The organism is Acinetobacter sp. ANC_7503 (assembly GCF_056780035.1).
This window is the reverse complement of sequence record NZ_JBWYJA010000004.1, coordinates 116731-142333: the sequence shown is the minus strand read 5'-3', so window position 1 is coordinate 142333 and position 25603 is coordinate 116731. Positions and strand designations below refer to the sequence as shown.

General features: G+C 37.9%; 28 protein-coding genes. 17 read left to right on the top strand and 11 right to left on the bottom strand.

Annotated elements, in window-relative coordinates:
* Nucleotides 1-42 precede the first annotated feature (42 nt).
* Genes tmk through pabC form a run of 3 tightly spaced genes read right to left on the bottom strand, consistent with a single transcriptional unit; the run spans nt 43 to nt 2545 of the window.
* The gene (gene tmk / locus AC1M9M_RS06970) at nt 43-666 is read right to left on the bottom strand and encodes a dTMP kinase (protein ID WP_180028439.1); all 624 of its coding nucleotides are present in this window, start codon (nt 664-666) and stop codon (nt 43-45) included.
* Between the two features lie 14 nt (nt 667-680).
* Entirely contained in the window at nt 681-1730 is a 1050-nt protein-coding gene (mltG, locus tag AC1M9M_RS06965) for an endolytic transglycosylase MltG (protein ID WP_481595968.1), read from the bottom strand.
* A gap of 5 nt (nt 1731-1735) precedes the next feature.
* Complete coding sequence (gene pabC / locus AC1M9M_RS06960) at nt 1736-2545, bottom strand: aminodeoxychorismate lyase (RefSeq protein ID WP_481595996.1); 810 nt, start codon at nt 2543-2545, stop codon at nt 1736-1738.
* Nucleotides 2546-2698: 153 nt separating this feature from the next.
* Between pabC and AC1M9M_RS06955 the strand changes: the two genes are divergently transcribed.
* The 7 genes from AC1M9M_RS06955 to AC1M9M_RS06925 all read left to right on the top strand — a co-directional run bounded on the left by AC1M9M_RS06955 (nt 2699) and on the right by AC1M9M_RS06925 (nt 9383).
* The gene (locus tag AC1M9M_RS06955) at nt 2699-3706 is read left to right on the top strand and encodes a sulfate ABC transporter substrate-binding protein (RefSeq protein ID WP_481595967.1); all 1008 of its coding nucleotides are present in this window, start codon (nt 2699-2701) and stop codon (nt 3704-3706) included.
* 175 nt (nt 3707-3881) lie between these two features.
* Entirely contained in the window at nt 3882-4898 is a 1017-nt protein-coding gene (locus AC1M9M_RS06950; RefSeq protein ID WP_481595966.1) for a sulfate ABC transporter substrate-binding protein, read from the top strand.
* A gap of 15 nt (nt 4899-4913) precedes the next feature.
* Nucleotides 4914-5519 (top strand): alpha/beta hydrolase, encoded by a 606-nt coding sequence (locus AC1M9M_RS06945; RefSeq protein ID WP_481595965.1) that lies wholly within the window; start codon nt 4914-4916, stop codon nt 5517-5519.
* 84 nt (nt 5520-5603) lie between these two features.
* Nucleotides 5604-6437 (top strand): sulfate ABC transporter permease subunit CysT, encoded by an 834-nt coding sequence (gene cysT, locus AC1M9M_RS06940; RefSeq protein ID WP_481595964.1) that lies wholly within the window; start codon nt 5604-5606, stop codon nt 6435-6437.
* On the top strand, nt 6434-7324 hold the full coding sequence (gene cysW / locus AC1M9M_RS06935) for a sulfate ABC transporter permease subunit CysW (protein WP_481589027.1): 891 nt from the start codon (nt 6434-6436) through the stop codon (nt 7322-7324). The genes cysT and cysW overlap by 4 nt, the downstream gene beginning before the upstream one ends.
* 12 nt (nt 7325-7336) lie before the next feature.
* Nucleotides 7337-8398, top strand: coding sequence for a sulfate/molybdate ABC transporter ATP-binding protein (locus tag AC1M9M_RS06930; RefSeq protein ID WP_481595963.1), 1062 nt, complete (start codon nt 7337-7339; stop codon nt 8396-8398).
* Nucleotides 8399-8453: 55 nt separating this feature from the next.
* On the top strand, nt 8454-9383 hold the full coding sequence (locus AC1M9M_RS06925; protein WP_481591412.1) for a CysB family HTH-type transcriptional regulator: 930 nt from the start codon (nt 8454-8456) through the stop codon (nt 9381-9383).
* A gap of 93 nt (nt 9384-9476) precedes the next feature.
* Here the strand turns inward: AC1M9M_RS06925 and carO are convergent, their stop codons facing one another.
* Complete coding sequence (gene carO / locus AC1M9M_RS06920; protein WP_179997890.1) at nt 9477-10220, bottom strand: ornithine uptake porin CarO; 744 nt, start codon at nt 10218-10220, stop codon at nt 9477-9479.
* A gap of 298 nt (nt 10221-10518) precedes the next feature.
* Here carO and dapD point away from each other — a divergent pair, with 298 nt between their 5' ends.
* Together dapD and queE are read left to right on the top strand one after the other, a co-directional pair.
* Nucleotides 10519-11340, top strand: a complete 822-nt coding sequence (dapD, locus tag AC1M9M_RS06915) for a 2,3,4,5-tetrahydropyridine-2,6-dicarboxylate N-succinyltransferase (RefSeq protein WP_035267212.1) — start codon at nt 10519-10521, stop codon at nt 11338-11340.
* A gap of 109 nt (nt 11341-11449) precedes the next feature.
* Nucleotides 11450-12160 carry a 7-carboxy-7-deazaguanine synthase QueE gene (gene queE / locus AC1M9M_RS06910; RefSeq protein ID WP_481595962.1) on the top strand — a complete coding sequence of 237 codons (711 nt, stop codon included), beginning with the start codon at nt 11450-11452 and terminating at the stop codon, nt 12158-12160.
* 72 nt (nt 12161-12232) lie between these two features.
* On the opposite strand, the gene filA is transcribed toward queE, so the two are convergent.
* Nucleotides 12233-13108: a putative pilus system protein FilA gene (gene filA, locus AC1M9M_RS06905; protein ID WP_481587782.1), complete on the bottom strand. Its 876-nt coding sequence runs from the start codon at nt 13106-13108 to the stop codon at nt 12233-12235.
* Nucleotides 13109-13385: 277 nt separating this feature from the next.
* Between filA and queC the strand changes: the two genes are divergently transcribed.
* From queC to AC1M9M_RS06890, 3 genes are all read left to right on the top strand, one after another.
* Nucleotides 13386-14054 (top strand): 7-cyano-7-deazaguanine synthase QueC, encoded by a 669-nt coding sequence (gene queC, locus AC1M9M_RS06900; protein WP_180028449.1) that lies wholly within the window; start codon nt 13386-13388, stop codon nt 14052-14054.
* Between the two features lie 16 nt (nt 14055-14070).
* The gene (locus AC1M9M_RS06895) at nt 14071-14484 is read left to right on the top strand and encodes a hypothetical protein (RefSeq protein WP_481590297.1); all 414 of its coding nucleotides are present in this window, start codon (nt 14071-14073) and stop codon (nt 14482-14484) included.
* 87 nt (nt 14485-14571) lie between these two features.
* On the top strand, nt 14572-15033 hold the full coding sequence (locus AC1M9M_RS06890; RefSeq protein ID WP_481590296.1) for a peroxiredoxin: 462 nt from the start codon (nt 14572-14574) through the stop codon (nt 15031-15033).
* 56 nt (nt 15034-15089) lie between these two features.
* On the opposite strand, the gene AC1M9M_RS06885 is transcribed toward AC1M9M_RS06890, so the two are convergent.
* Both AC1M9M_RS06885 and AC1M9M_RS06880 read right to left on the bottom strand, forming a co-directional pair.
* Nucleotides 15090-17246 (bottom strand): TonB-dependent receptor, encoded by a 2157-nt coding sequence (locus tag AC1M9M_RS06885; protein WP_481595961.1) that lies wholly within the window; start codon nt 17244-17246, stop codon nt 15090-15092.
* 132 nt (nt 17247-17378) lie between these two features.
* Nucleotides 17379-17981, bottom strand: coding sequence for a LysE/ArgO family amino acid transporter (locus AC1M9M_RS06880; RefSeq protein WP_481595960.1), 603 nt, complete (start codon nt 17979-17981; stop codon nt 17379-17381).
* A 101-nt stretch (nt 17982-18082) separates the two neighbouring features.
* On the opposite strand from AC1M9M_RS06880, the gene AC1M9M_RS06875 reads away from it, so the two are divergent.
* Nucleotides 18083-18964: a LysR family transcriptional regulator ArgP gene (locus AC1M9M_RS06875; RefSeq protein ID WP_481595995.1), complete on the top strand. Its 882-nt coding sequence runs from the start codon at nt 18083-18085 to the stop codon at nt 18962-18964.
* 27 nt (nt 18965-18991) lie between these two features.
* On the opposite strand, the gene AC1M9M_RS06870 is transcribed toward AC1M9M_RS06875, so the two are convergent.
* Both AC1M9M_RS06870 and AC1M9M_RS06865 read right to left on the bottom strand, forming a co-directional pair.
* Entirely contained in the window at nt 18992-19549 is a 558-nt protein-coding gene (locus AC1M9M_RS06870) for a YceI family protein (protein WP_481591406.1), read from the bottom strand.
* A 32-nt stretch (nt 19550-19581) separates the two neighbouring features.
* Nucleotides 19582-20163 carry a nicotinate-nicotinamide nucleotide adenylyltransferase gene (locus AC1M9M_RS06865; RefSeq protein ID WP_481591405.1) on the bottom strand — a complete coding sequence of 194 codons (582 nt, stop codon included), beginning with the start codon at nt 20161-20163 and terminating at the stop codon, nt 19582-19584.
* A gap of 103 nt (nt 20164-20266) precedes the next feature.
* Between AC1M9M_RS06865 and AC1M9M_RS06860 the strand changes: the two genes are divergently transcribed.
* From AC1M9M_RS06860 to AC1M9M_RS06845, 4 genes are all read left to right on the top strand, one after another.
* Complete coding sequence (locus tag AC1M9M_RS06860; RefSeq protein ID WP_481595959.1) at nt 20267-21067, top strand: enoyl-CoA hydratase-related protein; 801 nt, start codon at nt 20267-20269, stop codon at nt 21065-21067.
* Nucleotides 21068-21123: 56 nt separating this feature from the next.
* Complete coding sequence (locus tag AC1M9M_RS06855) at nt 21124-21873, top strand: nitroreductase family protein (protein WP_092767080.1); 750 nt, start codon at nt 21124-21126, stop codon at nt 21871-21873.
* A 159-nt stretch (nt 21874-22032) separates the two neighbouring features.
* Nucleotides 22033-23049: a DUF6670 family protein gene (locus AC1M9M_RS06850; RefSeq protein ID WP_481595958.1), complete on the top strand. Its 1017-nt coding sequence runs from the start codon at nt 22033-22035 to the stop codon at nt 23047-23049.
* A gap of 180 nt (nt 23050-23229) precedes the next feature.
* Nucleotides 23230-24300, top strand: a complete 1071-nt coding sequence (locus AC1M9M_RS06845; protein ID WP_481595957.1) for a helix-turn-helix domain-containing protein — start codon at nt 23230-23232, stop codon at nt 24298-24300.
* Here the strand turns inward: AC1M9M_RS06845 and AC1M9M_RS06840 are convergent.
* Together AC1M9M_RS06840 and AC1M9M_RS06835 are read right to left on the bottom strand one after the other, a co-directional pair.
* A complete protein-coding gene (locus tag AC1M9M_RS06840) occupies nt 24249-24566 on the bottom strand; it encodes an NGG1p interacting factor NIF3 (protein ID WP_481595956.1) in 318 nt (105 codons plus the stop codon). The two genes, AC1M9M_RS06845 and AC1M9M_RS06840, sit on opposite strands and share 52 nt — an antisense overlap.
* Nucleotides 24559-25467 (bottom strand): LysR family transcriptional regulator, encoded by a 909-nt coding sequence (locus AC1M9M_RS06835; RefSeq protein ID WP_481587770.1) that lies wholly within the window; start codon nt 25465-25467, stop codon nt 24559-24561. Before AC1M9M_RS06835 ends, AC1M9M_RS06840 begins: the two co-directional genes overlap by 8 nt.
* Nucleotides 25468-25603: the final 136 nt, after the last annotated feature.

The following is a 25603-nucleotide window of genomic DNA, read 5'->3' as shown; positions in this document are numbered from 1 at the left end:
CCATAAACAATGACTCAATATAAATCATATTTGCTTTTTTAATTAGCACTTATGCTCAGCTTTCCATGAACTAATTCGTTCAATTGCATCATTAAATACTTGCTCAGGACTTTGTGTTGCATCAATACGCTTAACACGATTCGGCTCTAACTGATGCAATTCAGCAAATCCTGCACGTACTTTTTCAAAAAAAGCTGCTTTTTCTTGTTCAAACCGATCCAATGCTCCACGCGCTCGTGCTCGTTGCATCCCGAGTTCTGTCGGAGCATCCAACCAAAATGTCAGGTCTGGCATTTTTAGGACAAAGTTTTGGTTTAAAAGCGCTAATTTTTCACGGCTTAATCCACGACCTGCACACTGATACGCGAAACTGCTATCACAAAATCGGTCACATAACACAATCGAACCATTTTCAAGTGCAGGTATTATGACTTGTTGCAAATGTTGCGCTCGAGCTGCGTACATCAATAATAGTTCAGTATCATTACTCATTCTTTCTTCATGATTCACCGTCAGAAGTACGGAACGAATTTGCTCAGCGAGCGGAGTACCACCTGGTTCACGAGTTAGAACAACTTGCTTTGATTGCTCAAGGAAGTAGTCACGAATTTTATGGATCAATGTCGTTTTACCAACACCTTCTGTGCCTTCAAAGCTAATAAACACGTCTATTTTACCCCTTATTTTTTAGATCGAATCACAGCAAGATATTCTTGAACAGCGCGATTATGGTCATCTAGATTGGTACTGAATTTGTGACCTCCATTTCCAGTCGCCACAAAATAAATATAGTCAGAATGATCTGGATGCATTGCCGCTTCGATCGCTTTATCACTTGGTAATGCGATCGGTGTTGGTGGCAATCCGTAAATCGTATATGTGTTATATGGTGTCGGCGTTCTTAAATCTTTACGGGTAATGTTGCCCGTATATTGATCGCCCATGCCATAAATTACGGTTGGATCAGTTTGTAAACGCATACCTATTTTTAATCGACGAACGAATACGCCTGAGACTTTATCTAACTCATGATCAACATTGGTTTCTTTCTCAATAATTGATGCCATGATGAGCGCTTCATATTTATTTTTATAAGGCAAATCAGAAGCTCGATTTTCCCAGGCTTTATCTAGTGCCTTCATCTGATGTTGATACAAATCAGTTAAAATTTTACGATCTGTTTCACCCTTCGCAAAAAAATAAGTATTAGGCGCAAATAAACCTTCTGGATGTGAAAATGGAATATTCAATTCCTTTAATATTTCTGCATCACTCAAATGAACCAGCTCTTTCGTCACCAATTCATCATTTTTGAGTGCATTTTTTAACTGCTTAAATGTTGTACCCTCAATGACCAAAATTCGATTCAGTTGTGCATTTTCAGAATTCGAAATCATGTCTAGAACTTGACGGACACTCATTCCCTCTTTAACTTCATAAACTCCAGCTTTCATGCTGTCATGAATCATCAATCGTTGATAAATCTTTAAAATAATGGGAAATGAAACTTGTTTATTTTGAGCTAAACGATCAATAAATTGTGAGTAAGTATCACCATGATTAATCGCGAGCATTTGCTTTTTACCCTCTACAGGATAATCCTTCCATAGACTTGTAGATAGAATCATGGTTGCAAGCAACATTAGGCCTGCAATAATGAGTAAAAGCGCTTTAGGTTTAAAGGATGTCTTGCTGTTCTTTTTCTTTGTTGATTTCTGAGGAGAGGACATAAGCTTTAAATCTGATTAAGTTGAAGGTGGTGAAAAAGATCAATACACGCTTGTGTATCTAATCGACGATCATCAAGGCAAGAGGCGATTTTCATTGGGTGGAGCGCATTACAATAAAATACACTTTGAATGTGAGGAAGCTCATTCAAATCAATTACTCTTTTTTGGAACGTTATACCATAATGATTCATGCGCTCCAAAATTTCAGCACGCATCACCCCATGAACGCCATTATAACGAAGTTCAGGGCAAATCCACGTATCATTCAATCGTATAAAGCAGTTGCTGCTGATTCCTTCAACAATATAGCCTTGCACATCTGTAACTAAGGCTTCTTGAAAACCCTTCTCATCAGCTTCCTGCTTTAGTAACACTTGTTCTAACCGATTCAGTGATTTAATTCCCACCAATTGTGGCATGGTTAAACCCATCGCTCTCTCAAGTAAACCACTCACAATGACTTCATAGTGATGATCAGTCACGTTTTGCGGATAATAATACAACCAAAGATCTGCTGAATGATGAGGTAAACTGTATCCTCGTTGCCCCTCGCCTCGACTCAGTACAATTTTAATCGTCCCGTTTAATTGCTCATATTCTTGCTGTAAATACTGGATAGACTCAGCAATATAGTCAAGATTAGCTTGAAGTGACAATCGCTCAATGGCAGTATTCAATCTTTTTAAATGACGTTCAAATAATTCAATTTTATTATTTCGAATTCTTGCCGTGGTAAAACAGCCATCCCCATAATGGAAGCCTCGATCAAAAATAGATATTGCATCCATTGGCTTGGCATTTTTTAAACAGATCATTTCAAGCAACCTCATTCCGTTCTCATAGTGTAAAAAGTCACTCACAAAATGAATAGCTGTTTTGATCATAACTTTTTCATTTCTTCTTATTTTTTTATTTTAAAAAATTTCCCTATGCTCAAATCATCAAAAAACGACAAACACATAGGAATAATGATGCGTTCTTTTAAAATTGGGGTCATTGCAGCTTTACTTTCAGTCACTTCTGTTTCTACACTCGCAAAAGATTTTTTAAATGTTTCATATGATCCAACTCGCGAACTTTATGACAACTTTAATAAAGAGTTTGGAGCATATTGGAAAAAGCAGACTGGTCAAGATTTGAATTTTAAACAATCTCATGGTGGATCTGGTAAACAAGCGCGTGCGGTAATTGATGGCCTAGATGGAGACGTCGTGACTCTCGCACTCGCAGCAGATATTGATGCGATTGCTGAAAAAACCAATTTATTACCAAAAGACTGGCAGAAAAAATTTCCACAGAACTCTACACCCTATACCTCAACCATCGTGTTTTTAGTCAAAAAAGGCAATCCCAAAGGGATCAAAGACTGGGGAGACTTGATTAAAAATGATGTTGGAATTATTACGCCAAACCCTAAGACATCAGGTGGTGCGCGTTGGAATTACTTAGCAGCATGGGCTTGGGCAAAACACCAACCCGGCGGTAACGATGCTAAAGCACAAGAATTTGTACGAAAAATTTATAAAAATACTAAAGTGCTAGACTCTGGTGCACGTGGTGCAACAACAACTTTTGCAGAGCGTGGCATTGGAGATGTACTCCTGGCTTGGGAGAATGAAGCACATTTAGCTCTTCGTGAACAACCTGGAAAATTTGAAATCATTACACCAACACTTTCCATTCTTGCTGAGCCCCCTGTAGCAATTGTTGAGAAAAATGCGCAAAAAGATGGCAACCTCAATGTAGCAAAAGCCTATTTGAATTATCTGTATTCTCCAGCTGGTCAAACCATTGCTGCCAAAAACTTTTATCGACCACGAAATGCAACGGTACTTTCAAAATATCAATCCGTGTTTAAACCTTTAAAATTAGTCACGATTGATAAAGAGTTTGGAGGTTGGACAAAAGTCCAAAAACAACATTTTGATAATGGCGGGATATTCGATCAAATTGTCAAAGCAAACAGTAATAAATAAATTAAGATTTAAGCTTTAACTTATGGCTTGCCGATCATATTCATGATCGGCATTTTTTTAACAACACACCTAAATCTTTTTTTTTCATATAAAATTCATTTTTAATTATTTTTTATGCATAAAGATTAGATTTATTCTAGCACCATGTAACAGAATATTTTCTTTTGAGGTTGCCATGCGCTTTTCAGCTAAATTAAAACTTGGGGTTCTCGCAGCTTTTGTTTCGGCTGCTTCGCTTAGCGCTTCCGCTAAAGATTTATTAAACGTCTCTTACGATCCTACTCGTGAACTCTACGTAGAAGTAAATAAAGAATTTGGTGCGTATTGGAAATCTCGGACTGGGCAAAACGTCAACTTTCGTCAGTCACATGGCGGTTCAGGTAAACAAGCGCGTGCAGTCATTGATGGTTTAAATGCAGATGTCGTGACTCTCGCACTTGCAGCTGACATTGATGCTATTGCTGAAAAAACTAATTTATTACCAAAAGATTGGCAGAAAAAATTCCCACATAACTCAACACCCTACACTTCCACAATTGTTTTCCTCGTCAAAAAAGGAAATCCAAAAAATATTAAAGACTGGGGTGATTTAGTAAAACCGGGTGTGGACATTATTACACCAAACCCTAAGACGTCAGGTGGCGCACGTTGGAATTATTTAGCGGCTTGGGCATGGGCCAAACACCAACCAGGTGGAAATGACGCCAAAGCACAACAATTTGTTCAGCAAATTTATAAACAAACTAAGGTCTTAGATTCAGGTGCTCGTGGCTCAACTACAACTTTTGCTGAACGCGGTATTGGCGATGTTTTGCTTGCTTGGGAAAATGAAGCTCATTTAGCACTGCGTGAACAACCAGGTAAATTTGAAATTGTCACGCCAACACTTTCTATACTTGCTGAACCACCTGTAGCGATCGTTGAAAAAAATGCAGAAAAATCAGGCAATAAATATTTGGCGCAAGGTTATTTGAATTTCCTTTACTCACCTAAGGGACAACATATTGCCGCGAAGAATTTCTATCGTCCGCGTAATCAAGCTGTATCAAAACAATATTCATCAACATTTAAGCCATTGAAATTGGTCACAATTGATCAAGAGTTTGGTGGCTGGGCGAAAGTACAAAAAGCTCATTTTGAGAATAATGGTATTTTTGACCAAATTACCGAAGCCAATAACACAAAAAAATAATCAGTGGAGCATGACATGATACATACACTCATTGTACCCGGCGTCGGCGGAAGTGATGAAAATCATTGGCAATCATGGTTGCAACGTCAAGTCATGCCATGCTCACGTGTTCAACAAGATGATTGGAACTTTCCCTTACTTTCAGATTGGATCAATCGTTTTGTAGAAAAAATTTCGCAGATTGATGAACCCGTACAGATTGTTGCACATAGTTTTGGCTGTTTAACGTCAGTCGCTGCTTTGCATCAACACCCAGAAATAGCACAGAAGGTTAAACAACTGGTTTTAGTTGCTCCAGCCAATCCAAGTCGTTTTGGTGAGAATGGTTTTGCTCGTTTGAGTTTGACTGATTATAGTTTTTACTTTCATCAAATTAAGATTAGCGTTCCCACAAAAATGATCATCAGTGAAAATGATCCGTGGTTAGGTTTTGAGGATGCAAAAAAACTAGCAAAATCATGGGGTGTAAAGCCGATTAACTTAGGTCAAGTCGGTCATATTAATGTTGATTCAGGATTTGGACCATTTCCAGAGATCTTCGATTTTTTGATTCATGAAAAGTTGTCGAACTATATCAATAGTATTGATAATGACAAGTTGTATTACAAATTTGCAATTTAAAGTTCGCCACTTATTCTTGATAAATTTTTCAATTCAATTGCTTATTGATTACGGTAAGCTTTTTCTCTCATTTGAGGAGTAGTCATGTCGCAGCAATCCCGAGTGCTGCCAGGATTTGGTCTATCTCTAGGCTTTACCCTAGCGTATTTATCTTTAATTGTGCTCATACCCTTGTCGGCTGTTTTTATTAAGTCTTTAGGTATTGGCTGGGAAGGTTTATGGGAGATTTTAAGTTCTGAGCGTATCTTAAAATCATTACAACTAAGTTTCAGTGCTGCACTCATTGCTGCCTTCATTAATGTTGTATTTGGCTTATTACTCGCTTGGTGTCTCGTGCGCTATAGTTTCCCTGGTAAAAGAATTGTTGATGCATTAGTTGATTTACCCTTTGCGTTACCAACAGCTGTTGCTGGGATTGCATTAACATCTTTATATGCTCCGACAGGCTGGATTGGTCAATATCTTGAACCCTTAGGAATTAAAGTCGCTTATAGCCCTATTGGGATTACATTAGCCCTGATATTTATTGGCTTACCTTTTGTGGTTCGTACAGTACAACCTGTACTAAGTGACTTAGAGACTGAACTTGAAGAAGCAGCGTCAGCATTGGGTGCAAATCGACTACAAATTGTAACCAAAGTGATTTTACCGATTCTTTTCCCTGCATTAATCACAGGATTTGCTCTCGCATTTGCCCGTGGCGTGGGTGAATATGGTTCGGTCATCTTTATCGCAGGTAACCAACCCTTCGAAACTGAAATTGCGCCATTAATGATTATTTCTCGATTGGAAGAATATGACTATGCAGGTGCAACAACGATCGCCGTTGTCATGCTCCTTATTTCATTCGCTATCTTGTTCTTGATTAACTTGTTACAAGCATGGGCGAGTCGTCGTACAGGGAGAACTGCACAATGAGTTTGAATACAAATAGCAATGCTTTAGCGGAAAAATTGCAATCTCGTGATGCGACGCGTGAACCGACTTGGGTTCGTTATACACTCATTGTCATTGCCATGATTTTCTTCCTCAGTTGCTTAATCCTGCCTTTGATTTTAGTTTTTGTTGAAGCATTCAAACAGGGTATCGGCGTTTATGCGCAAGCTTTAGTTCATCCAGACACGTTGTCGGCTGTAAAACTCACCTTACTAACAGCTGCAATTGCTGTACCGCTCAACGTAGTATTTGGTGTGGCTGCAGCTTGGTCTGTTGCGAAATTTAATTTCCGTGGTAAATCCATATTGACCACGATTATTGATATGCCTTTCTCAGTATCTCCCGTAATCGCAGGTCTGATGTTGGTATTGATGTTTGGTACGCAAGGTTGGTTCGGTGGATGGCTGATGGATAACGACATTAAGATTCTATATGCCGTTCCAGCAATTGTACTAGCAACCATCTTTATTACAGTTCCTTTTGTGGCGCGTGAGCTCATCCCACTGATGGAAGCTCAAGGTACAGAAGAAGAGGAAGCGGCAATCGTTTTAGGTGCTTCAGGCTGGCAAACTTTTTGGAAAATCACGATTCCAAATATTAAATGGGGCTTGATATACGGGGTTATTCTTTGTAACGCACGTGCAATGGGTGAATTCGGGGCAGTCTCTGTAGTATCGGGTCATATTCGTGGAGAGACCAATACATTGCCACTGCATGTAGAGATTCTCTACAACGAATATACCTTTAGTGCAGCATTTGCTGTTTCATCCCTCTTGGCTTTATTGGCGATTGTGACATTGATTCTTAAAACATGGGTCGAAATTCGCCAAGAGAAATTAAGCAAACGTAATGAAGATTCTACAGTTTAAAGGAAGTATCCGATGAGTATTCAAGTTAAAAATATTGAAAAACACTTTGGTGCTTTCCATGCACTAAATAATATCTCCCTAGATTTTCCTGATGGTCAACTCGTTGCATTGTTAGGACCTTCAGGCTGCGGTAAAACGACTTTACTTCGCATTATTGCTGGTCTTGAATCTGCTGACAGCGGTCAAGTGATCCTTGAAGGTCAAGACTCAACGAATGTTCATGTTCGTGAACGTCAAGTTGGCTTCGTATTCCAACATTATGCTTTATTCCGTCATATGACAGTATTTGACAATATTGCTTTTGGTTTACGTGTTCGTCCACGTTCTACACGCCCCTCAGAATCTGAAATAAAAAAACGGGTTACACGACTACTCGATTTAGTTCAATTAGGATTCTTAGCAGATCGTTATCCAGCACAATTGTCTGGTGGACAGCGTCAACGTATTGCACTTGCACGTGCGCTTGCAGTTGAACCTCGTGTACTACTTCTGGATGAGCCATTTGGCGCACTTGATGCTAAAGTTCGTAAAGAGTTACGTCGCTGGCTGAGAACTTTACACGATGAACTTCACATCACCTCGATTTTTGTAACTCACGATCAAGAAGAAGCGCTTGAAGTTGCAGATCAAATCATTGTAATGAATAAAGGCAATGTTGAACAAATTGGCTCACCTCGTGAAGTTTATGAAAAACCAGCAACGCCTTTTGTATTTGACTTCTTAGGTCAAGCGAATAAGTTCGAAGGTCATAATCAAGCGGGAATCGTACAGATCGGAAATGATCGCATTCAACTGCCTTTAGCTAAAGATGCGCCTGAAGGTAAAGTGATTGCCTTCATTCGACCAGATGAGTTCCAAATTCATGCTCAACCTACAGATAATGCAATTCAAGCAACGTTCTTACGTGAAGTTTGGATTGCAGGAAAAGTGATTGCCGAACTTCAAGGTCAATATGGCAATCTCATCGAAATTCTACTCACTCCAGATGAAGCTAAACTGCATCAATTCCGCCCAAATCAATCGGTTTGGTTAACGACTAATACATTGCACTTATTTGCACAAGAAAACGCATAAAAATGTGTAGATGGGGCTTTTATATAGCCCCATCATTTTAAAGGTAACAAAGACTATGAACTTTCAACAATTAAGAATTATTCGAGAAACCGTCAGACAAAATTTTAATTTAACGGAAGCTTCCGCTGCCCTTTACACGTCTCAATCAGGCGTAAGTAAACATATTAAAGATTTAGAAGATGAATTAGGTGTTCAACTATTTATCCGAAAAGGTAAACGCTTATTAGGGTTAACTGAACCTGGTCAAGCTTTGCTCGGTATCGTAGAGCGCATGCTGGTCGATGCAGACAATATTAAAAGATTAGCCGATGATTTTAATCGTGTAGATGAAGGTACATTAACCATCGCAACCACTCATACTCAAGCGCGATATGTATTACCACCTATCGTAAATTCATTCAAAAAATTATTTCCGAAAGTCCATTTGATTTTGCAACAAGCAAGCCCAACTGAAATCACTGAAATGTTACTTTTAGGCGATGCTGATATTGGTATTGCGACTGAGAATCTAACTACTGAAGAAAACTTAGCAAGTGTTCCTTTTTATAACTGGAAACACAGTATTATTACGCCTCAAGGTCATCCACTTACTCAAATAGCATCACGAGAGATTAGCTTAGAACATTTGGCAGAGTATCCGATTATTACCTATCACGGTGGTTTTACGGGACGTTCAAAGATTGATAAAGCCTTTGAAGACTCAGGACTTGATGTTGATTTAGTGATGTCTGCGCTTGATGCTGATGTAATCAAAACTTATGTTGAATTAGGTATGGGTGTCGGGATTGTCAACGATGTAGCCTACGATACAGAACGTGATCATCGCTTAAAACAAATTGATACTGATTTATTTGGGGTGAATACCACTTGGATTGCTGTACGTAAAGGTCATTTGTTACGTGGATACGGTTACGAGTTTATTTCGCTATGTGCACCTAGTGCTGATATCAAAGCGTTAAAACGAGTAGCTTATCCTGAAGATTAACAAGCTACAAATAATAAAGGCACCATAGCGCCTTTATTATTTGCATTAACTTGCATAAAAAAACGAGCCGAAGCTCGTTTTTTTAATTGGATCTTACCAGTGGAAGCTCACACCCACTTTACCGACTGGAAGCCACTCATATTTGTCTTTAGATTCAATTTTCGCTTCTAAAGCTTCAGCTGCATCAGCACCAGTACCAGTACCACCAACTTCAGCTAAACCTACTGACGTAATATTTGCAGAAGGGTTACCAGTGTAATAAGCACCTACTTCACCAAATACACCGAAGTTTTTATTGATTTTAGGAGCAAAACCAAAACCTACGTATGGAGCAAAGTCATTTTTGTATGACATTTTACCATCGATGAAACCTTGACCAGATGGAGCGTTGTAATTTTTGCCATCAATCTTAACAACATCATTCGTATTGTTTAAGCGCTTAGTAACATCGTATTCATTATCGATATATGCTACACCAGCAGCCATATATAGACCTTGAGCCCATGGATTTTGACTCGCGCCCCAAGGACGAATCTCAGCATTTAAGTATGCCAAACTATTATCCATATCTAAATCGTACTTAGTACCGTCAATAGATAAATCATCAGACCAAGAGATATCACCACCGTTGTAACCTAAAGCAAGACCAACGTATGGGTTAGCAGTCCAAAGTAATGCACCACCGTAACCAGTTGTACCAACTTCAGCACGAACACCAGTAGGGATTAATTGATTAGCTTCAAATACATTACCTGTACGTACAACTTGAGTGTCCGCCATAGCGAAGCCTGAAACAGATAATGCTGTTGTAACAGCGAGTAATTTTAACACTTTCATTTTTTTCTCCTCAAAGAAATGAGTTGTTCTTTAATCATTAATGTGTTCGACTCGGAAGCATCTTAATGGAGATTTCAAAGCTGGTTAATATTCAAATTGATGCTTTTTTGTTATTTTTTGATACAATTTTGATTTAGTTGTTGTTTTATAAATAATTTGCACTTAAGTCTTTTATTAACTTTTATTCACATACTTATAAAGAATAGTCATTATTGTCGGACATTTTTTCAGGATTAATTGTAATTTTTATAATCAATTTAGTGTAAAATCTTTGAAATTTTTTTTGGAAGAGAAGATTATGTCTCAGCTTTCGTCAATCATCGAACAAGCGTTTGAAGATCGTGCAAACTTCACAGCTACAGATTGCCCTGCTGAAATTCGCCAAGCAGTCGAGGAAGCAATTGCTGGATTAGATAATGGTTCATTACGTGTTGCTGAAAAGATTAATGGTGAATGGGTTGTTCATCAATGGTTAAAAAAAGCTGTTCTATTGTCATTCAAACTTAATGATAATAAACCAATCGAATCATGCGATCTCCAATTCTATGACAAAGTAGACACTAAATTTACAGGTTGGACTGAAGAGCAATTTAAAGCAGCTGGTGTACGTGTTGTACCGCCTGCAGTTGCACGCAAAGGTTCTTATCAAGCTAAGAATGTTGTACTTATGCCATCTTATGTCAACATTGGTGCTTATGTTGATGAAGGTACAATGGTTGATACATGGGCGACTGTAGGTTCATGTGCGCAAATTGGTAAAAATGTTCACCTTTCTGGTGGTGTTGGGATTGGCGGTGTACTTGAGCCTCTTCAAGCGAACCCTACGATCATTGAAGACAATTGTTTTATCGGTGCACGTTCTGAAATCGTTGAAGGTGTAATCGTTGAAGAAGGTTCAGTGATTTCAATGGGTGTTTACATTGGTCAATCAACTAAGATTTATGACCGTGAAACAGGTGAAATTCACTACGGTCGTGTTCCAGCAGGTTCAGTGGTAGTTTCTGGTAGTCTTCCTTCTAAATGCGGTAAATACAGCTTATATGCTGCAATTATCGTAAAAAAAGTCGATGCTCAGACTCGTGCTAAAACAAGTTTGAACGACTTATTACGCGCTGACTAATTTTTTTATACTTTATAGTATTTGGAGTACACTCCACATCTCTACGGTTAGTAATAATCGTAGAGATTTTTCTTTTATATAATCTCTATTTTAGTTTGGTTTTGTCGATATGAGTAATTTGCGATCTTCCGCTATTCCTGTTTCTGATCCGTCTGCGGGGTTACGTATTACGGAGATCTTCTATTCATTACAAGGTGAAGCCAACACTTCAGGCTTACCTACAGTGTTTATACGCTTAACAGGTTGTCCACTGCGTTGTACTTATTGTGATACCACCTATTCTTTTGAAGGCGGTGAACGTCAGTCTTTAGAGGATATTATCCAGACCACGCTTGATTTTAAGACACCCTATATTTGTGTTACTGGTGGTGAACCATTAGCTCAACCCAATGCATTACCGCTCATGGAGCGTCTAGCAGATTTAGGCTGTGAAGTTTCCCTTGAAACGAGTGGAGCGCTAGATGTTTCAAAAGTGGATCGTAGAGTTTCTAAAGTCCTAGATTTAAAAACACCAACTTCAGGTGAAGACTCACGTAATTTAATGAGTAATTTAGACCATTTAACTCACCATGATCAGATTAAATTTGTCATATGCAATCGTGAAGATTATGAATGGTCTAAACAACAAGTGAATCAATATGAATTGCACAAGCGTGTAAGTACAGTTTGGTTCTCACCTGCGTTTGCTGTAGAAAAAGGTGCTGCAAAGTTACCGCAACTTGCACGTGATTTAGCACAATGGATCTTAGAGGATCACTTACCAGTTCGTTTCCAGCTTCAATTACATAAGTTGCTCTGGAATGACGAAACAGGTCGTTAAAACGTAAAAAAATAGCTCAAATTAAAACAGTACAGCACTTTTCTGTACTGTTGTTTGAGACAAAATGATCTTTTAGTGTGCTGACACTTTAATGGTCGTGCCATTCAAATTAATCCCTTTCATTGAAATATCCCCAATCTTATTATTTATTGTTGATGCATCCCCAACGCCTACCCCCCATAACATGGCATTAAAACCATTTTGATCTCCAAGACGATTTATTTTGAGTTCCAGTCCATCTGTACGTATCGAACCTGCAACATCAAAATCAAGATTATTGATGCCAAAACGCCCTGGTTGAGTATTTTTTAAATTAATAAATTCTATTCCAAATGCGCCACCACCATCATGATCGTGGACTTTAAAGCCTTCTAAACGTAATCCATCTTTAAATATTCCATTGAGTTTTAAAAGACTGCCTTGAGGTGCTGAACCGAGCTGAATATTGGTTGAGAGGTTGGATACATAAAATTTCATATTATCCATAATTTTAACGGGGTCACTATAGCCTCGTCCTGTTGGACTAACTTGACCCGATTTACCCACCCAAATATCACCGGTATTAATAATAATATCTTCAGGAACAAATACACCTAAATTCAGAAAAGGGCCTGTAGTACTACTCCCTCCTTGAGCATCGATTTTTAAGGTAATACTAATATCTGCCGAACCAGAAGAAAGTGATAATGGATTCTTACTACGACCATTCGCTGTACCGAAAATTAAGGCACCTGCTTTTGTGTTTCCTTCGTTGTAATCTGGCCCGAATCCACTGTTATCGTGCCAAATCAAATCAGCTTGAATGGGTCCACCTGGTAAAAGGCTAATCGTAATACCATCTTGTGCTGCATATGTTGACAATTCTTGATCTGAAAGCTCCTCAAATGCAAAAGAATTTGTACTGATCAACGCAGCAGTGGTTAAAATTAAAGTATTAATTTGATTCATTTTCATTCCGTAAAAATTATTTTTGTAAGTTTTAATCAAGTGTTTGTTAAATTATATTTAATATTTAAACAAAAACAACAACTGTTTAAACTTTATTCGACTCAAAAGAGAGTTTTATCTCATCTTCTAAAACGAACATTTCGCGTTCTTTATAATGATCTCATTTAGTTTTGTGACTTATGCAGATCTATATATTCAAAAAATTTATACCCCATTATTCTTTATATAATCAGTTATAATTCATTTTTTATTTACTTTAATTTTTTGGAGTTCTCCTATGCGCCCTCGTGCCATTGTATTGTTATCAGGTGGTTTAGACTCAACGACTTGCTTGGCTTGGGCGCAAGCACGCTATGAATGTATCGCTTTAAGTTTTATGTATGGTCAACGCTCAACAACTGAATTGGATGCTGCACGTAAACTGACACAACAAGCAGGCGTTGAACATCGCGTGATTAATATAGATTTGGGTAATTTAGGTGGTTCTGCATTAACTGATCATTCCATTGATGTTCCTGATCAAGAACAAGAAGGGATCCCTGTCACTTATGTTCCAGCACGTAATACGATTTTCCTGTCTTATGCACTTGCAGCAGCAGAAGTGTTTGACGCAGAAGCCATCGTAATTGGAATTAATGCGGTAGATTATTCGGGTTATCCAGATTGTCGACCAGAATTTATTGAAGCATTTGCCAATATGGCAAGATTAGCGACAAAAGTAGGTGTGGAAGGAAAACCTCTTAAATTTGAAACACCTTTACTACAATTATCCAAAGCAAATATTATTCGCTTAGGCATCGAACATGGCGTAGACTACAGTCAAACGGTGTCATGCTATCAAGCAGATGACCAAGGACGAGCTTGTGGAAAATGCGACAGCTGTCGTTTGCGTAAACAAGGTTTTGCAGATGCTGGCGTTGAAGACCCAACTCGTTATATACCGTAATAACAGGGTGCCATATATGAAAAATTTAAAATCAAACATTATTCTTTCAGCGATTGTTTCTGCTGCAGCACTTTTCGGTTCTGCGGCTCAAGCAAATGAGCCGAATAATAAAATGCAGCAAGCCTACAAAAGTACTAACGTAAAATCTGCACTGATTAATGTTTGTAAGGAAGAAACTGCTAAAGGGAACAAGCTTTCTGCTACTGAAGTCAGCAAATATTGTACATGTGCAATTGAAGCAGACGGCAAGCTAACTAATGCTCAAAAATGGGAAATCCAAAGTGCGATTAACCAAAAGAAAAGCCCTTCTACTTTAGCTATCGTGAAGAAACAGAACGCTGATCTTCAAGCATGCTTCGGCCCACAGTTAACGTCTAAGCTACAGTCGTTAACAGAGGAAGCAATGAAAGCAGCACAAGCTAAAAAATAATCGCAGTTTACATAAGATAGCCACCTCGTGTGGCTATTTTTTTTGAATTCCCCTATAAATGTAGTGACAAATTTTGAGGAAAATATAATGTCTACGGAAACGATTAGTTTACCCAATCAAACATTCCCAACGACTACAGGTTCTGTGAATTTAACTGAGTTGAATACAGATTGGCTCATCATTTATTTTTATCCAAAAGATTCAACACCTGGGTGTACAACGCAAGCTGTTGGTTTTTCATGTTTGAAAGATCAGTTTGATGCGCTTCATACCACTATTTTCGGTGTTTCTAGAGACTCAGTGAAAGCCCATCAAAACTTCACCGAAAAGCAATCTTTAACAATTGATTTGATTAGCGATAAAGAAGAAGTGCTTTGCCAACACTTTGATGTGATTAAAGAGAAAAATATGTATGGAAAAAAAGTGATGGGGATTGAGCGCTCAACTTTTATTTTTCATCAAGGAAAACTCGTTAAAGAATATCGTAAAGTCAAAGCTGCAGGGCATGCTGAACAAGTGCTTGAAGATTTAAAAGCTTTGCAAAGCTAATAAAAAACCCACGATTGACGTGGGTTTCATCTATTTATACTTCTTTTTAACTACGATTAGAAATCAAAACTTACACCAAGTTTATAAGTTCTTGATCCACCAATCAGCGCATAATTCGAGTTAAAAGCACCTTCCCAATATTTTTTATCTGTAATGTTATCAACATTAGCTAAGAACGTCGTATTCACGCCACCAAGCTTGGTCTTATAACGTGCACCTAGATCGATGACGGTATAATCTGGAAGTTGCAAGGTATTGGTATCATTTAAATACTGTTCGCTGACATAACTTGCTCTGGCATTTAAATTTAATCCTTCGAGTTGTGGGACATCATAATCCACCCCAAGCGTTGCAGTAAAATCAGGTACACCAAAAACTTGATTTCCTTGATTCATTTGAGCTTTGGAATATTTTGCATCAATATAAGCCATACTTCCCATTAGGTTTAAATCTTCAGTAATCGCTCCAGAAAATGACCACTCAATGCCGCGTGATCGAGTTTCAGCACCATCTGTTGTAATTTGATTAATTGTTACACCATTTTCTGTATAAGGTTCAATCGACTTGCTCATCGTGCTTGGTTTTTCAATTTGATAAAGTGCCAGCGTATTCAGCCAAGTTCCATGCTGATGTTTTGCACCTAACTCATATTGCTTCGTCACAAACGGCGCAAAAGTGACTTTGTCGTTTGCATCATTGACATTATCAACGGTCGATCCTTCTGATAACCCTTCTACATAGCTTGCATATAGTGACAAGTCTTCACCAAAAGGTTTAACGACGATCCCTAAACTTGGTGAAATACGGTCTTCTTGGTAATTTTTTTTGGTCTGTAAATTATTCGTTTCAATATCTTGATAACGAGCGCCTACAATCAATTGAAGCTGATCATTCAATAATGAAATTTGATCAGTCAATGTATAACTGATGTACTTATTATCTGCTAAAGGTGCAATTTCTGGACGCTGTAAAGGCATATTGCCTTCTTTACTTGGGTCATAAAGATTGGTGTTAAAATCTACAGGAGGAGCTCCACGTCCTTTATGTTGATCCGATTTTTTATTTAAATAATCTGCACGCAATCCAACATTATGCTGTATTCCAGCAGTATCAAATTTTCCTTCAACCCCAATGTGTGCTGTTTTATTTTTTTCATTTGCACCCACTCGGTAATATTGTGAAGAGGCATCGCCGTCTTCATTCTTTACGATCATTCGTGTACCGAATAAATGACCATCATATGATTTTTCAGCATATCCTAGACCAGCAAAGGTTTTCAAATAGGGTGAAAATTGATATTCACCTGATAAGCCAGCAAATTTACTGTCAGAATTCCCTTCTAACCACGTAAAATAGTTTTGGTCACCTTTAGGCGGTGCAATGACTTTATTAACTGTATCTTTTCCACCCAGTGCAACCATTGTTGGTGACCCACCATCGCGATTTTGCTTAATAGCATAACTATCAAAATTAATTTTAAGTTTATCCGTGGTGTAATCCGCAGCGATGGAACCAAGAACTATGCGATCATTCATATCATTAATGATATGTTCACCATCACCATATGCACCATTGACCCGAACACCAAACTCACGGTTTGCACCAAATCGTCTTGAGACATCAATACCTGATTGATAGTAGCCGCCATCTTGGTATTGTGTGTTTAGTCTTGTCATGTCTTGGTCAGCGCGTTTAGAGTTGGCAATGACCACACCACCAACGCCTCCATTCGGTGCCATACCAGCGACAATTGCATTTGGTCCTTTCAAAACTGTCACTGATTCTAAAAATTCAGTCGGCACTTTTCCGTATGGTGCAATACCATAAAATCCGTTGTAGTTCATATCCTCATGATTTAAGTCAAAACCACGAATTTTGAAGTTTTCGTTTAAATGACCTTGATTTGTCGTCAGTCGAATACTGGCATCATTTTTTAAAACATCACCTACGGTGGATGCCTGTCTTTCTCGTATTAATTGCTCCTCATATTGCATTACAGTGAATGGTGTATCGATTAATTTTTTTTCACCTAAAGCACCTAACTTAGATACATTGCTTAATTTTCCATCTGCATAAGCATTTATCGCTTCAGCTTGTGTTGTAATCGTAGGAAGTTGGTTTTGATCATTTGCCCATGTGATAGTCGCTATACCGCCACTCATCATAAGAACACTTACAGATTGAGAGAGTAATTTGGTACTGTAATTTTTCATTTTCGGAACAATTAATAATAATGAGAATCATTATTATATGATTCTCATTATTATATTTATGTGAGTTTTTGTTCATTAAATGTTGTCATCTAATCGACGTACAAGCTTTAGAGGAATTTATCTAATCAATATTCATATAATTAAGTGATAGGCGATGTACCACATGATTAAAGCAATCAAAATATCCAAGACTTGCCATGCGCGGGGATTGTGAAAGTAAGCTGATAGATAATGCGCACCAAAACCCAAACTAAAGAAAAATAACCATGATGCTGTGATCGCACCGATAGCAAACGATAATAAGTGATCTTCAAATTGCGTTGATATCGCACCTACAAGCACGATAGTATCTAGATATACATGGGGATTTAGCCATGTGAATGCCAAGCAAATGAGAATAATTTTAAACCATGAAACAGCCGTATGATGATCAAGACACATCGATTTTTTGGTCGAAAACGCTTGATAAAAATGATGGGCACCATATACAACTAAAAATGTAGCCCCACCCCATTGTGCATACGTCATTATTTGTGGATGGCCTGAGATAAACTTCCCAAATCCAAATACCCCAGCCAAAATTAGAAGTGAGTCTGAAAAGGCACAAATGAGGCAAATGGATAAAACATATTCTTTTTTTAAGCCCTGTTTGAGCACAAAAGCATTCTGAGCACCTATCGCCATAATCAAACTTAAACTCGTTACAAAGCCATTAAACAGTACGGATAAAGACATAAAACACCTAATATTTATCATTAGGCGGATTATGAACAATTCAATCTTAAATTGAGTATTATTAAATTAATATTAAGTTCATTAAGTTTTATTAAATCATGATTTTCAATTATAAAGACTGTGTCGCGTTTATCACCGTGGCGGAAACTGGAAGTTTTGATCTGGCTGCTAAAAAGCTTTGTCTCTCTGCGGCTGCAATTACTCTTCGAATCCAACAATTAGAACGGCAGATTGGGCAAACATTAATCCTGAGAGAACGACCTTGTCGTGTGACACATTCAGGTGAAATATTGCTTGAACATTTATTAAGGCAAAAGCGTCAAGAAGAAAATGTTCTGCAGCTTATTCAGGGAAAAAGTCAAAATTCTGAGTTTTATAAAATTATCATTGGAACGAATGCAGATTCATTAGAAACTTGGCTTTTGCCTGCGATTGCTGAAAAGTTAATAGAGCATAAAATCACAATACAACTTCGAATAGATGATCAGGATCATACGCATCAATTAATGGAATCAGGCTATGTAAATGCATGTATAAGCGCTGAATCCCAACCCATGACAGGTTGCCACTCAGAATTTTTGTTCACGATGCGTTATCAAATGGTGTGTACGCCAGAATTCAAATTAGCATGGTTTAAAAACGGACTAAATCGCGATTCCTTTCGCCGTGCGCCTGCGGTCATCTTTAATGATAAAGATCATTTACATGAAACTGTTCTACTCAATCAATTTGGATTACCGCAATCTAGTTATCCATATCATTATGTCCCCTCTTCTAAGTCATTTGTCGATGCAATCCAACTCGGCTTAGGCTATGGCATGGTGCCTCAACTGCAAATTCAAGACTTACTCGATCAAGGACAATTGATTTGTTTGTTGCCTGAGGCAACACAAGACGTTGATCTATATTGGCATCATTGGAAACAGCAGTCCCCACAACTCAAACATATTACTGACATACTCATGACATTAAAAAAGCAGTGATTGAATCACTGCTTTCTTTTTATCGATTTAGTTGGCTTTCCATTGCCCTTCAAGCTTGATATTCACTTTTTCGCCAATTCCACCAATCGCTTTGCGCATACCAAAATCACTACGGTTGATGACTGTTGAAGATTGTACATTCAACACATTTGGATTCGATGCATTTGGAGTTAAAGTTGTCTCAAATGAAACTGGACGTGTCACACCACGCATAGTGAGTTGTCCATCAAATTTGTATTTATTATTTCCTAAAGCACGAATTTGATTACTTTGAAAGGTCACAGTTTTATATTTGCTTGCATGAAAGAAACTGTCACCAAAGACCATATCCTTTAAAGAGTTTTTGCTCAGTTTAAGGCTATTCACATCCATCACAAATTTAGCTGAACCTTGATTAGGCTGTGCCGGATCAAAATTCATCTGTGATTGATACTTTTGAAATTGCCCATTTACAATCGACATTCCTGCAGATCGGATATCAAAGCTGATCTTACTGCTAGGTGATAGTGTCCATGTTTGCGCTTGAGCAAAAACAGAAGCAGACAATAGCACTGTGGCCAAACTCATTTGTGTAATAGTACGCACGATTTCCCTCGGTTTTCTTGTGTTAAACACAATCATTCAATTGATTCACTCAAACTTGTACTGTCTTGACGTTGGTATTTAGTTTTCAGTTGTTGGTAAATTTCTAAATTTTGAAACGCTTGTAAAAATTGAATGGTTCCGTGGGGAAGTTCTTTTTCCATAATTTCCCCCCGATAGTATGCTTCACGAAGTGGTGTTGCAGAAATTGCACCTTTTAAACTATCGAGTTCCAACATCTCCCATTCTGGGAAAAATTTTAGATAATAAGATGAGTCATCTTTAAAGTGACCGATTAAGCCGACTTGATCACTTGGCTGTACTACATCCGCCACTAAAGATTTGACCAATTTTTGCCATTTTTCATCATTATAAACATCAATGACGTGTACAAATTTGATTCTTGCCTGTTGATCAGGAGAAAAGTTAGACAAAATCATCTGTTCACGTTCAATGGCTAAAAATGGATTTTTTATATTCCGCTCTAATTGAGCAGAACCAAGCGCTAAAATAACGTTCTGGCTATGCGTCAGCGCAATTTTAATGGTTTCCATATGTGCCAAATGAAAAGGCTGAAAACGTCCGATATAAACCAAATAATCAAATTTATAATTCATCGCCAAGTCACGTTTATGAACTGATCAGTTATGTCACTCTTCGCCAGAATACGACATAATAGATTTCATAAAATCTATATTAATTGAAAGCAAGGATAGTACGATGTCATTAAGTTGTATTCAACAACCTCATGAGCATTTAAATGCAAAATTAGAAGATGGTGTGCTGACCTTGGCGATTAATCGTCCTAAAGCCAAAAATGCATTATACGGCGAATTATACCTATGGATCGCCAAAGCCCTTAATGAAGCAGACAAAGATCAAGCTGTTCGTGTGGTCATTTTACGTGGCGAAGATGCGGATTTCAGTGCTGGTAATGATATGCAAGACTTCATGAAATCTGCGGCGATGAAAGATCAAATTCGTCCAGAAGATGGTCCTCCTTTTGTGCTTTTAAAATCTGCTGCTAAATTTTCTAAACCACTGATTGCTGCGGTACGTGGTGTTGCAATTGGTATTGGCGTAACGATCTTATTGCATTGTGACTTAGTTTATGCAGATAACACTGCTTTGTTCCAAATTCCATTTGTAAGCTTAGGTCTTTCACCTGAAGGCGCATCTAGTAAATTACTAGCACGTCAAGCAGGTCATGTGAAAGCAGCAGAACTTTTATTAACTGCTGATAAATTCGACAGTGAAAAAGCATTGGCTGCAAACTTGATCAACAGTATTGAATCTGACGTTTATGCAACTGCCGCTCAAAAAGCCACTCAACTGGCTTCACTACCACTTGCTTCTCTCGTGCAATCTAAAGCCTTAATGAAACATGATGTTGATGAGATCGTGTCCTGGATTGATCATGAAGCAGTAATCTTTATGGGGCGCGTCGGTTCTCCAGAAATGATGGAAGCTGTACAAGCTTTTATGCAAAAACGTAAACCTGATTTCACACAATTTAATTAAGCTAAAAGATCCGAGTCTCACGACTCGGTGAATACTCTCTATCTAAGGAATGGATCATGACGACTGAAAAAAAACGCTACTACGAACCTGCACCACAAGGCATTGATGTTGAAAATTTCAAAAAGGTCGTGACCAGTCGTCGATCTGTTCGGAAGTTTACAGGAAAACCTATACCGTCTGATATCCTCGATCAATGTTTAGATTTAGCACTCTTGGCCCCTAATTCATCTAACTTACAACCTTGGACTTTTTATGTTGTCCAAAATCCTGAAAAGAAACAAAAGATTGTAAAAGCGTGTCTAAATCAATGGGCTGCGCGCACAGCGGCTGAATTGATTGTCTGTGTCGCACGTACAGATCGAATTAATGAAATGGCAAAGCTGAATATTCAAGAATTTCCATTTCCTGAGATTCCTCCACTCGTCAAAAAATATTACACCTATATTCCACTGAATTATAAAACGGGTTACTTAAATGCAATTGGTAACTTTAAGAAAGTAACTTTCAAAGTAGCACGTACTTTTGACAAACAAATGCCTGTTACCGCTTTTACACCTGCGGATGCCAAACTTTGGGCAGCGAAGACAACAGCTTTAGCCTGCGAAAATCTTGTACTCGCGCTCAGAGCTTATGGATTCGACAGTTGTATGATGGAAGGTTTTGACGAACCTTTAGTATGTAAAACATTGGGGCTCAATGCTAAAGAGTTTCCAATAATGGTCATTGGTGCGGGAGAGCGTGCTGAAGATGGTGTGTTCTTCCCACAATATCGTTTCGATCGAGACTTATTTATTCAAAAAGTTTAAATGTAATATCACACATTTTTGATGACTTATTTTTCGTGTTGACACTTCAAACAATTGCTTACTGTTTGTAGTGTCAATTTTTTTCTTTTATCTCGATTTATATTTTTGATTGTATTTTTCCAAAAATGATTTTAAGCCAAAATATTAATTGAGAATAAGATGAAAATTAAACTTCCCTCAAGCATTGTTAAACATATAGATTATTCATCTCTTGTAAATGGTCAAGCTTTTGATCCAAACACTGCGACACACACACCTGTCGGGAAATATACCTGTGTACACTACGGGATCATGATTCCTAATCTACCTGCCCCATTCAACTTCTTAAATATGATTGTGGTTGCAGGACAACCTCTCGTTAAAATATTCAGAAATTCTCATTTAATAAAAACTTCAGATTTAGATACCGCAAATCTATTAATTGGTACTGCTGCAACGCAGCCTAATTTATTTTCTGGATATAGTATACAGCATGAATGTTTACTGGCGACTAATGGTCAATATCTCAAATTCGGTAATGACTTAGTTATAGAGGTTAACTACCCAGACATTAAAGCAACTCGCCAAGGTCATGCTTTCAATTATGAACTTAAATTAAAAGCGACTGATAAAATCGCACATTTCGTTAAACTCGCCGGAAGCATGTATGAACATTGGTCACTGCTTTGTGAGTACCAAGGATATTTAGAACTCGATGGGCAGAAAACTCAGGTTCAAGGTCTATGCACCTTCGAATATGCACGTGGTGTCAATATCAACATTCCCATTCGATTTTTTACTTATCAAATCTTAAATATTAATAACCACACTCAAGTCTTATTTGTGGACACTCATGGTCCAATGGGTTTAGTTTTGCAAAGTCGTGTTTACGTTCGTTCTGTAGATCATCATGGAGGAATATACGAACGAGGGCTTGAATCTGTGGTGCATGAATATGAGCCTGAACCTGTAACTACACCAAATGGCATTAAAATGCGTTTACCTCGAGTCTTTGAATGGCAAGTCAATGATGATCAAGGCAATCTTCTGATTTCTATTTATGGCAAGGCTAATGGCGACTTTAAATATGGTATGGCTGGCGGTTATGCAGGTAGTTACCAATATTCAGGTCAATTCAAAGGTCAGCATATTCAGGGTCGAGGTTATATTGAGTATATTGATCCTATAAGCAATTAAGCGCTTCAAAATAAACTTTCAATAATTAAGCCTCATGAGATGGGGCTTTGACATTTAAAGACATGTTCATTCATTCAAATTATTTCTAAACTCATTTCAACATTATAATTTCAGCATTTTAAACTGAGGATAGAGCATCCTTAGTTTTTCCAATGCATGACTTGAGTCTTGAATATCGGTATGAGCGCAAGAAAAAGTAAAATCAGAACCGATGCTGGTATTTTTCCAAGCATGGTATACGAGACACTGCAAAATATGGGCGTTGATGTGGATTTAATATTGTCGCAATTAAATGCGTTACAACATCCAATCGACTATCCTCAACGCGATTTAAGATATGACAATCGTGTTCAAAAAAAATTCTGGGAACTCACAGAAGTTATTACACAAAATTCCAATATTGGTTTAACTGTCGGTCACCATCTCCCCACTTTTCGTGGTCAACTTTTTGAATACATTTTTTTAAGTAGTGCAAATTTTGGCGATGCATTAAAAATAGCAATGAAATACTATCAATATTTCACTACAGGATTGGATATTGAACTTCACATAGAAGATGACACCGTTACCCTAAAAGGTTTTCATCACCCTGTCCGTCATTATTTAGAATGTACGATTACCATTGTTTTATCTTTTTTTGATTATATCAGTCAGGGAAAATTTCAAGCACAAGAAATTTGGCTCAGCTACGACAATACAGAATTTCAGGACTTATATCATGAGCTATGGCATTGCCCAGTTTATTTTAATCAGCCTTATGGTTGTATAAAATTCAAAGCAGAAATTCTAGAATATGCCTCTCCGTCTGCTCAGCCTGATTTATTTCTGTTACATCAAGCTATCATTGAGAAGCACATTGAACTTGTAGATAAACATGAACTAGTCATTAAAATTGAAGAGGCTTTAGGCGAACAACTAAAATTAAGACAATTCGCTCTAGAAGATATCGCAAGAATTCTTAAACTCTCCCCGCGTAAAATCCAAATTTCACTCAAAGATATTGGAACGAATTACGAGAATGTTCTAACGTCATTCAGACAAAAACTTGCTCGTCAGTTACTAGCGAAAACCGCACTCAAACATGATGAAATTGTCTATTTAACAGGGTTTTCAGAGCCATCAGCCTTTTCTCGAGCCTTCAAATATTGGACAGGAGAATCTCCATCCTCGTATCGTCAGCGCATACAAAATTCAACCGATCATGGGTCAATAGAGATAATGTGTAAGAATTCAAAAGCTGGTTCTTCATAAGGATGACTGGCTTTTAATGCACGTGCCACATCTATGGCTTTATCTTCAGGCACAATAGTTTCTACACGCCACTCTTCAACTTGTTCAAGCTCTCCGACTTGACCTATAAATGGTTGAGCCCCATTGACAGGTTTAAATTGACCTAAGCCCTTGACCTGCCAAGCGCATTGCTCATAATCACCGATCCCGCCTGCACCTGCTTCAAATACTGCCTGTTTCGTCAACTCTAGATGTGATTCTGGTACAAAATAGATCAGTTTAAGCATGAATAACCTCTTCCACTCTTTTCCGCTCTGTTGTCATTTGCATAAGGGCTTCAGTAATCATTTTCAATGCAATATTGTTTGAATGACGATGATAATTCGCATATAGACCAAGCTGTGGTAATTGCTCATCTGTTTTCACAATTTTGATATTATGATTTAAAAACTTCAGGAGGTATTCGGGAGCAAAACTAAAGCCCATTCCCAAATTAATCAGATTGATATGCTGTAATACATTAGTCACCCACAGCATTTGATCATCCATCTTTTCGAAGGGAACTAGAACATTTAATTTGTCATAGAATATTGGTGAAGCATTTTGTTCACACATAATCACTGATGAATTTTTTAACTCTTGTAGTTTCAATGTCCGTTCTGAAGGATGAAGATTGTCCGCAGCCACCAAATAAATTTGTTCTGTCAGAATATGGATATCTTCATAATCTGAATGATCCATTTTGTATCGAGTAAAACATATATCAAGTTCAGCATTTCTAAGTTTTTGTATTTGCTCAGTACAAGTCAAACTGTGTAAATGAATTTTAAGATTAGGAATATTCTTTCTTAACTGCGCCAGAATGCTAGGCATCAGTTTCAGTTCAGCCACATTCAAAAATCCAATGTGAATCTGATTATTCTTTTGCTGAGCGACCTGTCTAGCTGCAGCTACAGCTTGCTTGGCATTGTCCAGCGTCAAAGCTGCGTATTTTAAAAATGCTTCCCCTTCATCAGTCAGTTTGACTTTACGAGTGGTCCGATCAAATAAAGTAACACCGACTTCCTGTTCAAGATCTTTAATTTGCTGACTGAGTGATGGTTGTGCGGTATAGAGCTTTTCGGCAGCTTTAGTAAAGCTTTGCTCTTGAGCAACAGTCATAAAATACCGTAAATGTCGTAATTCCATATCTCAATCAGCCCATCGTGCATAAGTGCACGTTCATTACTTTGAATTTTATATAGATCGATAGTTTATATGAATACGACTATAGATCACTGCACTTTTTTTCTAGACTGACTCAATTCAAAAACTCTCCCCATGT